Annotated in this window: 12 protein-coding genes and 1 tRNA gene; 10 read left to right on the top strand and 3 right to left on the bottom strand. The window is 64.3% G+C overall.

Going from position 1 to position 12,711, the window contains the following annotated elements:
* The coding region (locus tag XalbCFBP2523_RS17510; RefSeq protein ID WP_488175800.1) for a hypothetical protein at window positions 1-82 on the top strand (82 nt) is incomplete at its 5' end.
* 93 nt (window positions 83-175) lie between these two features.
* Entirely contained in the window at window positions 176-1,603 is a 1,428-nt protein-coding gene (locus XalbCFBP2523_RS00005; protein WP_045757936.1) for a sugar porter family MFS transporter, read from the top strand.
* Between the two features lie 74 nt (window positions 1,604-1,677).
* Here XalbCFBP2523_RS00005 and XalbCFBP2523_RS00010 read toward each other — a convergent pair whose 3' ends face one another.
* Window positions 1,678-3,456: a S53 family peptidase gene (locus XalbCFBP2523_RS00010; protein ID WP_045765579.1), complete on the bottom strand. Its 1,779-nt coding sequence runs from the start codon at window positions 3,454-3,456 to the stop codon at window positions 1,678-1,680.
* A gap of 257 nt (window positions 3,457-3,713) precedes the next feature.
* On the opposite strand from XalbCFBP2523_RS00010, the gene XalbCFBP2523_RS00015 reads away from it, so the two are divergent.
* Window positions 3,714-4,907, top strand: coding sequence for an N-acetylmuramoyl-L-alanine amidase (locus XalbCFBP2523_RS00015; protein WP_045765580.1), 1,194 nt, complete (start codon window positions 3,714-3,716; stop codon window positions 4,905-4,907).
* Window positions 4,908-4,970: 63 nt separating this feature from the next.
* A complete protein-coding gene (folE2, locus tag XalbCFBP2523_RS00020; protein WP_196296901.1) occupies window positions 4,971-5,894 on the top strand; it encodes a GTP cyclohydrolase FolE2 in 924 nt (307 codons plus the stop codon).
* A 101-nt stretch (window positions 5,895-5,995) separates the two neighbouring features.
* Here the strand turns inward: folE2 and XalbCFBP2523_RS00025 are convergent.
* Window positions 5,996-6,070, bottom strand: a tRNA-Glu gene (locus tag XalbCFBP2523_RS00025).
* A 29-nt stretch (window positions 6,071-6,099) separates the two neighbouring features.
* Between XalbCFBP2523_RS00025 and pcnB the strand changes: the two genes are divergently transcribed.
* The 6 genes from pcnB (at window position 6,100) to pgi (ending at window position 11,697) form a co-directional block, all read left to right on the top strand.
* The gene (gene pcnB / locus XalbCFBP2523_RS00030; RefSeq protein ID WP_080928195.1) at window positions 6,100-7,518 is read left to right on the top strand and encodes a polynucleotide adenylyltransferase PcnB; all 1,419 of its coding nucleotides are present in this window, start codon (window positions 6,100-6,102) and stop codon (window positions 7,516-7,518) included.
* Entirely contained in the window at window positions 7,515-8,024 is a 510-nt protein-coding gene (folK, locus tag XalbCFBP2523_RS00035; protein WP_045765582.1) for a 2-amino-4-hydroxy-6-hydroxymethyldihydropteridine diphosphokinase, read from the top strand. Before pcnB ends, folK begins: the two co-directional genes overlap by 4 nt.
* A 31-nt stretch (window positions 8,025-8,055) precedes the next feature.
* Window positions 8,056-8,874 (top strand): 3-methyl-2-oxobutanoate hydroxymethyltransferase, encoded by an 819-nt coding sequence (gene panB, locus XalbCFBP2523_RS00040; RefSeq protein ID WP_012915719.1) that lies wholly within the window; start codon window positions 8,056-8,058, stop codon window positions 8,872-8,874.
* Window positions 8,871-9,710, top strand: coding sequence for a pantoate--beta-alanine ligase (panC, locus tag XalbCFBP2523_RS00045; protein ID WP_045765583.1), 840 nt, complete (start codon window positions 8,871-8,873; stop codon window positions 9,708-9,710). The genes panB and panC overlap by 4 nt, the downstream gene beginning before the upstream one ends.
* 95 nt (window positions 9,711-9,805) lie before the next feature.
* The gene (gene panD, locus XalbCFBP2523_RS00050) at window positions 9,806-10,186 is read left to right on the top strand and encodes an aspartate 1-decarboxylase (RefSeq protein WP_045765584.1); all 381 of its coding nucleotides are present in this window, start codon (window positions 9,806-9,808) and stop codon (window positions 10,184-10,186) included.
* Window positions 10,183-11,697, top strand: coding sequence for a glucose-6-phosphate isomerase (gene pgi, locus XalbCFBP2523_RS00055; RefSeq protein ID WP_045765585.1), 1,515 nt, complete (start codon window positions 10,183-10,185; stop codon window positions 11,695-11,697). The genes panD and pgi overlap by 4 nt, the downstream gene beginning before the upstream one ends.
* Window positions 11,698-11,833: 136 nt before the next feature.
* Here the strand turns inward: pgi and XalbCFBP2523_RS00060 are convergent, their stop codons facing one another.
* Window positions 11,834-12,688 (bottom strand): hypothetical protein, encoded by an 855-nt coding sequence (locus XalbCFBP2523_RS00060; RefSeq protein WP_146083992.1) that lies wholly within the window; start codon window positions 12,686-12,688, stop codon window positions 11,834-11,836.
* Window positions 12,689-12,711 lie beyond the last annotated feature (23 nt).

The following is a 12,711-nucleotide window of genomic DNA, read 5'->3' on the forward strand; positions in this document are numbered from 1 at the left end:
GGGCAAGGTCGGCGAACCGACGCAGCGCAGTGGCCGCCAGGAAGCCTACGAGAACCTGATCAACCAGTATCTGCTGCGTTGATGCGGTGTGCTGCGGTGGCCGGTGCGCCGCCGCAGCGTCATGCTGTTTTCCCCGCGCCGGCTGTCTCCTTCTTGCATGCCATCAGGTGAATCCATGTCCAGTGTTTCGATCGATCGCCACGCCGACGCGGGCGAGAACACCCGCCTCATCATCCTGATCAGTTGCGTTGCCACCATCGGCGGCTTTCTGTTCGGCTTCGATAGCGGTGTCATCAACGGCACCGTCGACGGCCTAAGGCAGACGTTCCAGTCCAGTTCCGCCGGTACCGGTTTCGAGGTCGCCTCGATGCTGCTTGGCTGCGCGGTTGGCGCGTTCCTCGCCGGCTCGTTGGCCGATCGCTGGGGGCGGCGCACGGTGTTGATCGTCTCTGCGGCGCTGTTCCTGTTGTCGGCGTTGGGGGCCGGTGCGGCGCATAACTCGCTGCTGTTCGTGTGCGCGCGGATGATGGGCGGCTTCGCCGTCGGGGCGGCCAGTGTGATGTCGCCGGCCTATATCGCCGAGGTCGCTTCGGCGCGCTACCGCGGGCGTCTGGCCACCGTGCAGCAGATCGCCATCATCGGTGGTCTGTTCTGCGCTTTTCTCAGTAATTACCTGTTGGCCAAGGCCGCTGGCGTTTCTACCCAGGCGCTGTGGCTGGAGCAGCCGGCGTGGCGTTGGATGTTCTGGATGCAGGCGCTGCCATCGGCGGCCTTTCTGCTGCTGTTGCTGGTGATTCCGGAAAGCCCGCGCTTTCTGGTGGTGAAGGGCCGCCGCGAGCAAGCTTTGACTGTGCTGACGCGGCTGTATGGCGCCAGTACGGCGCAGACCAAGCTGACCGAGATCTCCGCTTCGTTGTCGGCCGACCTGCACAAGCCGCGGCTGTCGGACCTGATCAGCCAGGTCACCGGCAAGATCCGGCCGATCGTGTGGGTCGGCATCGGTCTGGCGACTTTCCAGCAGTTGGTCGGTATCAATGTGGTGTTCTACTACGGCGCGGTGCTGTGGCAGGCGGTGGGTTTTTCCGAGAGCGACGCACTGCTGATCAACGTGCTGTCCGGCGCGCTGAGTATCGGTGCCTGCCTGATCACCGTCGTGTTGATCGACAAGATCGGGCGCAAGCCGCTGCTGTGGATCGGTTCGGCAGGCATGGCGTTGGCGTTGGCGTTGGTCACCATCGCCTTCGCCAGTGCCTCGCTGGATGCGGCCGGCAAGCTGGCGATGTCCCCGGGCATGGGCCGGTTGGCGCTGGTTGCGGCCAATGTCTACGTGGTCTTCTTCAACATGTCCTGGGGACCGGTGATGTGGGTGATGCTGGGCGAGATGTTCCCCAACCAGATCCGTGGCTCGGGCCTGGCGGTGGCCGGTGCCGCGCAATGGACGTCCAACTTCGCGATCACCGTGACCTTCCCGGTTCTGCTTGGCAGCATCGGCTTGGCCGGCGCCTACGGTATTTACAGCGTCGCCGCGTTCCTGTCGGTGTTTTTCGTGCTCAAGTACGTGTACGAGACCAAGGGCAAGGAACTGGAGCAGATGCAGGGCTGACCCCGGTGCCGGCGCGTGCGAGGCGCGCCGGCGTCACCGGGAGCGGCGCGCGTATCGTGCGCGCCGCGTCCGACTCAATGCGACTGCAGGTAGCGGCTAAAGGCGAGCATGTCCACGCTGCCCCAGCCGGACGCATAGTCCCAACCCGGGCCGGCGCTGTAGCCGTCGCGATACATGCCGTTGTCGCCGATTAGGACGTCGTACTTGCTGTTCGCGTTCTTGGCATAGTCATACAACGCCGGGCCGACGAAGCCCACCCGGTTGCCATTGACTTGCAGGACCCGTGCGAGCAGGCCGGCGAAGGTTGGCGCCGCGGCGCTGGTCCCGTAGGCATAGGTGCTGACCTCGGTCCCGTAGGTGTTGCCAGTCTGCAGAACATATGCACTGCTGTCGCCCGAGCCGTTGAAGCTGACGTCGGGCACCGCGCGGTAGCCATTGGCGACCATGTTCGGGATTACGCGCTTCTGCCAGCTCGGTGCTCTGTACATCTTGCTGAGCCCGCCCTGGGTGATGCCGTAGTTGCGATGAGCGTTCCAGACTACCTCCTCGCCATACGTGGTGGGGGCGCCGGCCGGGGTGCGCAGCTCGGTTGCGCCGACCGCGATCACGTACGGGCTGGAGGCTGGGAAGGCGACTTCGCGCTGTTCCGGATGGTTCGTTAGGTCCGGATAGTAGGGCGGAGTGGAAGTGGAGCTCAGCGGCATATAGATGCCGTCGTCGCCGCTGGAGAACACGAAGTTCTGGCCATTGCTCACCGCCTGGTTCAGCGCCGCATTCACCGCCTGCAAGGTGTCCTGATAGACCTGTGCTTCCGAACCATAGATCGAGACGCTGATCACCCGCGCCTGGTCGTCGTCGGCCGCGCGCTGCATGCCGTCGATGATGCTCTTCCAGGAAAAGTCTGGCACGTTGTAAATGATCAGCGTTTTCAGTCCGCCGGACGTGCCGATCAGCAACTGGGTGTCAATATCCCACTCGATGTCGGCCGAGAGGGAGCCGGTCGGTCGGTAGCCGGGCGAGGCAGGATCGCCGGTCTGCACCACGCGCACCATCGTGTGCAGGTTGTGCTGCGCCTGGAAGCTGGCCAGGTGCCGCAAGGTCTCGCCCATGTTACCGACCGCGATGATCGCTGCGGTGGTGCTGGTCGCCGCCGGCAGGCTGGCAGCGTCGTACAGGATGGGCAGGTCTTCCACCTGGTGCGTCACCGGCACTAGGTCCGGCGTCGCCTGCGTTGCCGCTTGCGTCGATGCGATGGTCTGCATGGCCTGCTGTGTGGTGATCTTCGGCGTCGCCGCGTTGCGTATGTTGTCCAAACCGAGTACGCCGGCCACACTGCCGGCCAACGCGGCCGGCACCTTGGCCGCCCCATCGTTGACGTAGTAACGCTGGCCGTTATCGGTGTAGCTGCGGATCGCGGTGTCGAACGCGGTTTGGATCGCGGCTACGCTCGCCTTGGCCTGCAGCAGCCTGCCGTTGCCGGCCACGCGGACGTCGCTGATGCCCTTGCCTAGCAGATAGTCCTTGACCCGTTGTACGTCGGTGACGTTCGGCATCGCGAGGGCTTTTACTCGTGCGCGCAGTGTGGGATCGCTCACGACCTGCGCAGTCAGTGCTGCGGTGGCCCGTTGCAGCGCCGCCTGGTCTGTGGGGTGCAGCAGGATACTGATCTCCAAAGTGGCGTCCAATGGCGCCGGCGTCAGTGACTGGTTCGGTTGCGCGATGGGATGACCGGCGACTACTTGGCTGGCGGTCGCGGTGGCGACCCAGTCGTTGCCAGGCATGGCAGCAGCGTTGGCAATGCTGCTGCACAGTGCGATGGCCAGCAGGGTTCTACGAAATGCGGGGAGATGCATGGGCGTGACTCGCTGTGGGAAAGACAGCTTCAGTCACGCATGTAATACGATTCGATGTCAGTGCGAACTTGTCTACGACCCCGTAGAATTTTGTGATGATGGCGGATGAGCTGCATCCAACATAGTCACAAAGACAGCGGCATGTATTTATGTTACTTTATAACAATTATAAAATAATGGGTTGCCTTCGTGCCTGCTCGTTGCGTTGCGTGTGCCGTATTCGTCTACGTTGAACCCATGCTATGCCCAGGTCTGGTATGAATCGCCGTGAGTGGCTGGGCTTGGCCGGCGCGGGCGCGGCGATGCTGTGGATGCCGGGATTCGCGCGCGCCGCGGTGCCGCGGGTATCGGCTTGCGTGCTGGAAACCGCGTCGGGGCGTCTGCAACTGCGTCTGCAGCTGGATGCTGTCGTGGACTACCGCGTGTTCGCGCTGTCTGCACCGGAACGATTGGTCGTCGATCTGGCTGGTGTCGATGCGATGCCGCCGCCGATCGCGATGTCGGCACAGGACAGTGTGGTCGCTGCAATCCGCAGTGGTACGCAGCACAATGGCCTACGCTTGGTATTGGACCTGCGCCAGCCGGTGGCGGCCCACGCGCACTGGGACGCGACCGCACCCGATACCCCTGCGCAATTGTTGCTGGATCTAGGGCCGGCTTCTTCCGCGGCGGACACCGTCGCCGATACGGCAGCGCAGGCAGCCGCTACGGTTGCGCCGCCGCCGCGTAGCGCCATCGTCGTGACCTCGCGGCCACGCGTGGTTGCTATCGACGCCGGCCACGGCGGCAAGGATCCGGGTGCGGTCAGTGCCGATGCGCGCTACGAGAAGCATGTGGCGATGGGCGTGGCGGGGCGCCTGTACCAGGCGTTGCAGGCCGATCCACGCTACCGACCGACGCTGATCCGCAGCGACGACCGTTTCGTGCCGTTGCACGAGCGGGTGGTGATTGCGCATCAGCGCAATGCCGATCTGTTCGTATCCATCCATGCCGACGCCGCCCCCAATCGCAGCGCCCAGGGAGCCTCGGTCTACGCCCTGTCGGAGAATGGCTCCAGTTCCGCGCTGGCGCGCTGGATCGCCGACAGCGAGAACAGTGCCGACCGCTATGCCAGTGCCGCCGAACGTTATCTACGGCAGAAGGACCCGGTGTTGTCCAAGGTGTTGGTGGATCTGTCGATGAGTGGCACCATCGCGTCCAGCCTGCAGTTCGGCAAAACCATGCTCGGGCGCCTGCAACAGGTGACTCGTCTGCACCAAGACGAAGTCGGACAGGCCGGTTTCGCCGTGCTCAAGTCACCGGACATCCCGTCGCTGCTGGTCGAAACTGGCTTCATGAGCAACCAGGATGATTGCAGGCGCTTGATCACGGATCGTCATCAGGACGAATTGGCGCAATCGTTGCTCCTGGGGATCGACGACTATTTCCAGGCTTTCCCATTGCATGCCTGAGCCGCTGCCGCTGTCGCCGATGGCTCCTTTTTTCCAAACTGCCAAGAACCGATGAACCTGCCGATCCGCTTGCCGTTGCCCGATGTCGCCACCGACGAACCTTCTGCGATCGCCGCGCCGCTGCGCTGGGTGGGCATGGATGGCATTGCCATGCCGATTCGCTTTGACGAAGGCCAGAGCAGCGCACCGCTGGCCGCGCTGGCTGCGCTGTACGTCGATCTGCCATCGACCCAGGCCAAGGGCATCCACATGTCGCGCCTATACCGTTTGCTGGATGCGCATGCGCAGCAGCCGCTGACCCCGTCGCGGTTGGCACAGCTGCTGCGCGAGATGGTCGATAGCCATGCCGACTGCGCTTCCACAGCCGCGCGGCTGTCGTTGCGTAGCAGCCTGCTGCGGCGTAGTCCGGCCCTGCGTAGCGAAGGCTTGGCCGGGTGGAAGGCGTATCCGCTGCGGATCGATTCGGAGTTTTGCCAGGGGATGGTTCGCATCACGTTGGGCGTGGAGGTGTTGTATTCCTCCACCTGTCCGTGTTCTGCGGCGCTGGCGCGGCAGCTGCTCAGCGAGGCGTTCTTGCGCGATCATGCCGAGCAGGTTTTGCTGCCGCGCGAGGCGGTTGCCGACTGGCTCGCACAGTATGGTAGTTACGCCACCCCGCACAGTCAGCGGAGTGTGGCGGCGGTGCAGGTCGGCGTCTCCACACTTGCCTTGGGCTTTGACGTGGAGGCCCTGATCGACCTGGTCGAGCAGGCGCTGGCCACGCCGGTACAGGCGGCGGTGCGGCGTGCCGACGAACAGGAGTTCGCCCGCCGTAATGGCGCCAACCTGATGTACGTGGAGGATGCCGCTCGGCGCTTGCAGCAGGCGCTGGGCGCACGCCATGCGGATGTACAGGTGCAGGTCCGTCATCTGGAGAGCCTGCATGCGCACGATGCGGTGGCCGAGGCCGCGCTGACGTCGAGCAGACCTGTCGAGGCGATGCGCTGATCCAGTGAACCGGCAAGTTCGGCAGATGCCGACCGCGTAGACACAAAACCCCGCCGAGGCGGGGTTTTCTTTTGACGCATCGGCGGCAGATCAGGCGAAAATGGCGCTCCCTAGGGGGCTCGAACCCCTGTTTTAGCCTTGAGAGGGCCATGTCCTAACCACTAGACGAAGGGAGCGTTTGGTCGCGCGATTGCAGCGCGCTAGTATATGGGCCACGCCGCCCTTCGGCAATCCTGCAACCCGATACGGAAGCGCCATCATCAATCCGCCAGTTCCACCGCCGTTCACCCCGTGCGTGATCCCACGCGATCAGCACACGATCTCGCGCAAGGACATCAGCCCCAACGCTCTGCGCGTGCTGTATAGGTTGCGCGAAGCCGGTTTCGGCGCCTATCTGGTTGGCGGCGCGGTCCGCGATTTGCTGGTCCAGTGGCAGCCAAAGGATTTCGATGTCGCCACCGACGCCACCCCCGAGCAGGTCAAGCAGCTTTTTCGCAACTGCCGTTTGATCGGGCGGCGCTTCCGTCTGGCGCACGTGGTCTATGGCCGCGAAATCATCGAGGTCGCTACCTTCCGCGCAAATGTTGACGACGGCAGCGGCGACCGCGAGCTCGACAATGGTCGTTTGGTTCGCGACAACGTTTACGGCAGCATCGAGGACGACGCGCTCCGCCGCGATTTCACCTGCAATGCCTTGTATTACGCCATCGAGGATTTCTCGGTGCGCGACTACACCGGTGGCTTCGAGGACGTGCAGGCGCGGCTGATGAAGTTGATCGGCGATCCCGAGCAGCGCTATCGCGAGGATCCGGTGCGTATGTTGCGCGCGGTGCGGCTGGCGGCCAAGCTCGGTTTCCAGATCGATGCCGGTACCGCCGAACCGATCCCGCGTCTGGCGGGGTTACTGGCCGAAGCGGCGCCAGCGCGGCTGTTCGAGGAGGTACTCAAGCTGTTTCTGTCCGGCCACGGCGTGGCTAGCTTCGAAGGACTGGAGCGGCACGGCTTGCTTGCCGCGCTGTTTCCGGAAAGTACAGCGGCGCTGCATTCCAACCGCAGTGGTGCGTTACGACGGATGTTGATCGATGGTCTTCGCAACACCGATACGCGGGTTGCTAACGACGAACCGGTGTCGCCGGCGTTCTTGTTCGCGTTGCTATTGTGGCCAGCCTACTGCCGCGCGCTGATGACCCTGCAAAAGCAAGGCATGCAGACGGAAGAGGCCCAGCGCCGTGCCGCCGACCGGGTGACCTTGCATCAATTGGGGACCGTGGCGCTGCCGCGGCGCTTTTCGCTGCCGATGCAGGAAATCTGGTTGTTGCAATCGCGTTTCAGCTCGCGTCAGCGCAAGCGGGTGATGCGGACGCTGTCGCACCCGCGTTTCCGTGCCGCGTTCGATTTTCTGATCGTGCGCCAATCCGCTTCCGACGAGCACGCTGCCGATATCGCGTATTGGCGCGAACTGCAACAACAGCCGGGTTACGCGCCGCCACCGCGCGGCTTCGATCCGGAGATCGACTATGTCGGCGACGAACTGCCCTTGGCACCACCGGCCGATAGCGAAGAAACTCCCAAGCGCCGTCGGCGTCGTCGGCGGCGTCCGGATGCCGCCGCTCCCGTCGAGTGAGCGCGGGTGCCGTTGCCCCTGTCCATGCCTGCATTGGCTTAGGTGGCAACCTCGGCGACGCTGTGGCGACACTACGCGCGGGATTGGCCGCATTGGACACGCTGCCGCAAACGCGCCTGCTATGTGCCTCGCAGTTGTACCGAAGCCCAGCCTGGGGCAATCAGGCGCAGCCGGATTTCATCAATGCCGCCGCGCTGGTGTCAACCGGGCTATCGGCTTCGGCGTTATTGCAGGCTCTGCTTGCGTTGGAAACCCGGCATGGCCGGCAGCGCCATCCGGCCGAGCGCTGGGGGCCGCGTACCCTGGACTTGGATCTGTTGCTGTACGCTGAGGCGGTGATCGACCTTCCTGGGCTGCAGGTGCCGCATCCGTTCCTGCACGCGCGTGGTTTCGCGCTGCTGCCGCTGGCCGAGATCGCTGCCGGGGTGACGATTCCCGGCCATGGCACGGTGCGCGAAGCATGCGAGCGCATCGACACCAGCGCAATCGTGCCAATCGGTAGATAATGGTCGGCTCATTACCGCCGCACATGAGCTTATGAGCAGCCACGCCGACAGCAAGCCCTGGACCGTTCCCGCCCTGGCCGATGCCAAGCGCCGCCAGCAGAAGCTGGTGATGTTGACGGCCTACGATGCCGGCTTCGCCCGCGTGTTCGACGCCAGTGGCGTGGACATGATCCTGATCGGCGATTCGCTGGGCATGGTGGTGCAGGGCCACGATTCGACCCTTCCTGTCAGTGTGGACGATATCGCCTACCACACCGCGGCGGTGGCGCGGGTGTTGCAACGGGCGCTGCTGGTCGCCGACCTGCCGTTCCAGTCCGATGCCACGCCCGAACGTGCCTTGGATGCGGCGACACGGCTGTTGCAGGCCGGGGCGGAAATGGTCAAGTTGGAAGGTGCCGGTTACAAGCTCGAGGTGATCCGTTTCCTTAGCGAACGCGATATCCCGGTCTGCGCGCATCTGGGGCTGACCCCGCAATCGGTGTTGACCTTCGGCGGTTATAAGGTACAGGGCCGCGAGGCCGCCGCCGCCGCCAAACTGCGCGAGGATGCCAACGCCGTGGCTGCCGCCGGCGCCGCGCTGGTGGTGCTGGAATGCGTGCCGTCGCCGCTGGCCGCACGCATCACCGCCGAGCTGACCATTCCCACGATCGGCATCGGCGCCGGCCCCGGGTGCGACGGCCAGGTGTTGGTGATGCACGACTTTCTCGGTCTGGACAGCGGTCACCGCCGTCCGCGCTTCGTCAAGGATTTCCTGGCCGAAGGCGGCTCTGTCGCCGGTGCGGCGCGCGCGTATGCCGAGGCGGTACGCGCCGGGACTTTCCCCGACGCCGAACACGCCTACGCCCAATGATCCAGACCATCACCGAACTGGCGAGCTTGCGAGCGGTCGTCAGTGATTGGAAGCGGCAGGGCCTGCGCGTGGCCTTTGTCCCGACCATGGGCAATCTGCACCCGGGGCATTTCTCGCTGGTGACCTTGGCCCGGCAGCAGGCCGACCGCGTGGTGTCCAGCGTGTTCGTCAATCCGACCCAGTTCGGGCCAAACGAGGACTTCACCCGCTACCCGCGCACGCCCGAGGCCGACACCAGCGGGCTGTACCAAGCCGGTTGCGACGTACTGTGGCTGCCGACCGTGGAGAGCATGTATCCCTTGGGCGTGGAGCTGGCCTTGCGTATGCATACCCCGGGTGTGAGCGAGGTGCTGGAAGGCGCGTGCCGTCCCGGTCATTTCGATGGCGTCTGCACGGTGGTCGCGCGTCTGTTCAACCAGGTGCAGCCTGACTTGGCCGTGTTCGGCAAAAAGGATTATCAACAACTGGCGGTGATCCGGCAGATGGTCGCCGACCTCGCATTCCCGATCCAGATCATCGGCGGGGCCATCGTGCGCGATGCCGACGGCCTGGCGATGAGCTCGCGTAACCAGTATCTGTCCGCCGAGGAGCGGCCGCGCGCGGCGCACATCCACCGCACCCTGCAGGCGATGCGCGAGGGCCATCTGGCCGGGCTTGCGCGCGCGCAGGTGGAGGCGGCGGCGGCCGCGCAGTTGCAGGCGGTTGGTTTCGAGGTGGATTACACGGTGCTGCGCCGGCCCGACCTGAGCGAACCGCAGGATCGGGCCGGCCCGCGCGTGGCGCTGATCGCCGCGCGCCTGGGGCGGACCCGGTTGATCGACAACCTGGAGTTCTGAGCCGTTGGCCGCCAGGCTACTGCGGCGAGGAGCGGACGCCGCCGCACCCCTCGACTGCTAAACTGCACGCCTTTCCTGACCGCAGTGCCGTCCGCATGCAACTGAGCCTGTTGAAAACCAAGATCCATCGCGCCACCGTCACCCATTCCGAACTCAACTACGAAGGATCGGTCGCGATCGACGGACTGCTGCTGGATGCCACCGGGATTCGCGAGTTCGAGCAGGTGCATATCTGGGACGTCACCAACGGCGCGCGCCTGAGCACCTACGCGATCCGTGCCGACGAGGGTAGTGGCATCATCTCGCTCAACGGTGGCGCGGCACGCCATGTGCAGGTCGGCGATCTCGTCATCATCGCTGCCTTCGCCAGCATGAGCGAGGAAGAGGCCGCGCGCTTCCAGCCGACTCTGGTGTACGTGGACGGCAACAACGCGATTACTCACACCAACCACAGCATTCCAAAGCAGGCCGCATGACACAGTCCACCGGTTTCGACGCACTGCTCTCCCACGCCCAGCGCCTGCGCGGGGCGCGCCTTCCCGAACTGCTCGCGGCCGAACCTGGCCGTGCCGATGCCTTGGCCCTGCAGGTCGGGCCGCTGTACTTCAATTTCGCCCGGCAAAAATACGACCGCGCGGCGCTGCAGGCGTTGTTGGCGCTGGCTGCCGAGCACGATGTCGCCGGTGCGTTCCAGCGCCTGTTCCGCGGTGAAACGGTCAATGTCACCGAGGGCCGCGCCGCGTTGCACACGGCCTTGCGCGGCGATCTCACCGATGCGGCGGTGGCCAGCCAGGCGCACGCCAGCGCGCGCCAGGTGCAGCAGCGCATGAGTGCGCTGATTGCCGCGTTGGCCCAGACCGAGGTCACCGACATCGTCAGCGTCGGCATCGGCGGTTCCGACCTGGGGCCGCGTCTGGTCGCCGATGCGTTGCGTCCGGTCAGCGGCGCTCGCTTCCGTGTGCATTTCGTGTCCAACGTGGACGGCGCGGCGATGCAGCGCACGCTTGCCACGCTGGACCCGGCGCGTACCGCCGGCGTGCTGATTTCCAAGACCTTTGGTACGCAGGAAACCCTGCTCAACGGGCAAATCCTGCGTGATTGGCTCGGTGGCAGCGAGCGCCTGTACGCGGTCAGTGCCAATCCCGAGCGTGCGGCCAAGGCGTTCGACATCGCCGCCGGACGCGTGCTGCCGATGTGGGATTGGGTCGGTGGCCGCTATTCGTTGTGGTCGGCGGTTGGTTTCCCCATCGCGCTGGCGATCGGTGCCGATGCGTTCGAGCAATTGCTGGCCGGCGCGGCGCAGTTCGACGATCACGCCTTGAACGCGCCGTTGCAGCAGAACGTGGCGGTACTGCATGCCTTGACCACGCTGTGGAACCGCAACGTGCTCGGTCATGCGACGCAGGCGGTGATGACCTACGACCAGCGGCTGGCATTGTTGCCGGCGTATCTGCAGCAGTTGGTGATGGAGAGCCTGGGCAAGCGCGTGCGTCTGGACGGCAGTTCGGTCCAGTCCGACACCGTGCCGGTGTGGTGGGGCGGTGCGGGGACCGATGTGCAGCACAGCTTCTTCCAGGCGCTGCACCAGGGCACCAGCATCGTGCCGGCCGACTTCATCGGCTGCGTGCGCAGCGACGACCCGTATACCGTCAACCACCAAGCCTTGCTGGCCAACCTGCTGGCGCAGACCGAGGCGCTGGCCAACGGGCAGGGCAGCGACGATCCGGCCCGCGACTACCCCGGTGGCCGTCCGAGCACGCTGATCCTGCTTGATGCGTTGACCCCGCAAGCGTTGGGTGCGCTGATCGCGATGTACGAACACAGCGTGTACGTGCAATCGGTGATCTGGGGGATCAACGCGTTCGACCAGTTCGGCGTGGAACTAGGCAAGCAGTTGGCCAGCCAATTGTTGCCGGCGTTGCAAGGCAAAGCCACCGAGGTCGCCGACCCGGTGACACGCGCGGTGCTAGCGCGCTTGCGCGGCTGAGCGTTTCTTGCAGTGTAGGGTGGTTTCGGTCCACCTGAGGGCCGCATGTGGCGTTACCTGTGACTTGGTGCCAATCTTGAGTGGGCGATCAACTCGCCCACTGTTTGTGTGTGGATTTCGGCTTGCTCCCTGTTTATTACAAGAACTTCATATGGACGTTGTCGTCGTTCTGGCGTGCCTCGACAAATTTCTGGTGTTCGACCAGTAGAGTGTCCATTTTCTTGACAGCCGATTGCGCAATCGTAAGAGCCATCTTATCTCCCAGAATTGTGGCGATGGCATGCAGCGCCTGGGCGAACAGATACAACCCGACGGCTTCCATGTAGGCCGCATCTGACCTTATTTTCGCCGAGCGATAGGCGTGCTTGCCTCTTTGCAGGTCAGGCGCCCCCTGTTCGCAGAGCAGGAAATTTTGCGCGCCGGCGGCCAATAGCTGTGTGGCGTTTGCCGCCGACGCCATCACCGGGTGAATCCAGCGACCGACTTCTGCGGCATCGGCCCGGGCTCCCAGGTCGGGCCAGTGGGGAGCATCGGCGTACCAAGAGGTCTTGCGGCTGTCGGATGCCAATCTATTTGCCCATTGGCTGGCGAGGGTATCTTCCGGTTGCGCCACCTGCCATGCCTTGAAGCGGGCGATCTGGGCGTCGATATGGTGTCGCAATGCGGCCGCGATGCGATCTCCCTCCTGGTCGCCAAGCAGATAGAGGACGTCGACCGCCATCTCAATGCTGCCCTGTGCCAGTATCTGGGCTCCAAAATCGTGTTTGTCCGTTAACGCCCGCATCGCTGCCGCATGGGTATCGGCCAATGCTTCGAGGCCGAACCACGCATAGATCAGGGTGGCTGTCATCTTCCCCGTGGTCTGTAACTGCCGTGTGCCTTGTACGAGTTTGGCTTGGCAGGTCTGCATCACTGGGAGTTGACGCTGGCGCAGCGTCATCAGGGTGGCGGCATTCACCTGCAATTGGGCAGTCTTTCGTTTATTGAACAAGGCACAGTCTCCGTGTGTTGGGT

Origin of the sequence: Xanthomonas albilineans, assembly GCF_002939705.1 — a bacterium.
Lineage (GTDB): Bacteria > Pseudomonadota > Gammaproteobacteria > Xanthomonadales > Xanthomonadaceae > Xanthomonas_A > Xanthomonas_A albilineans.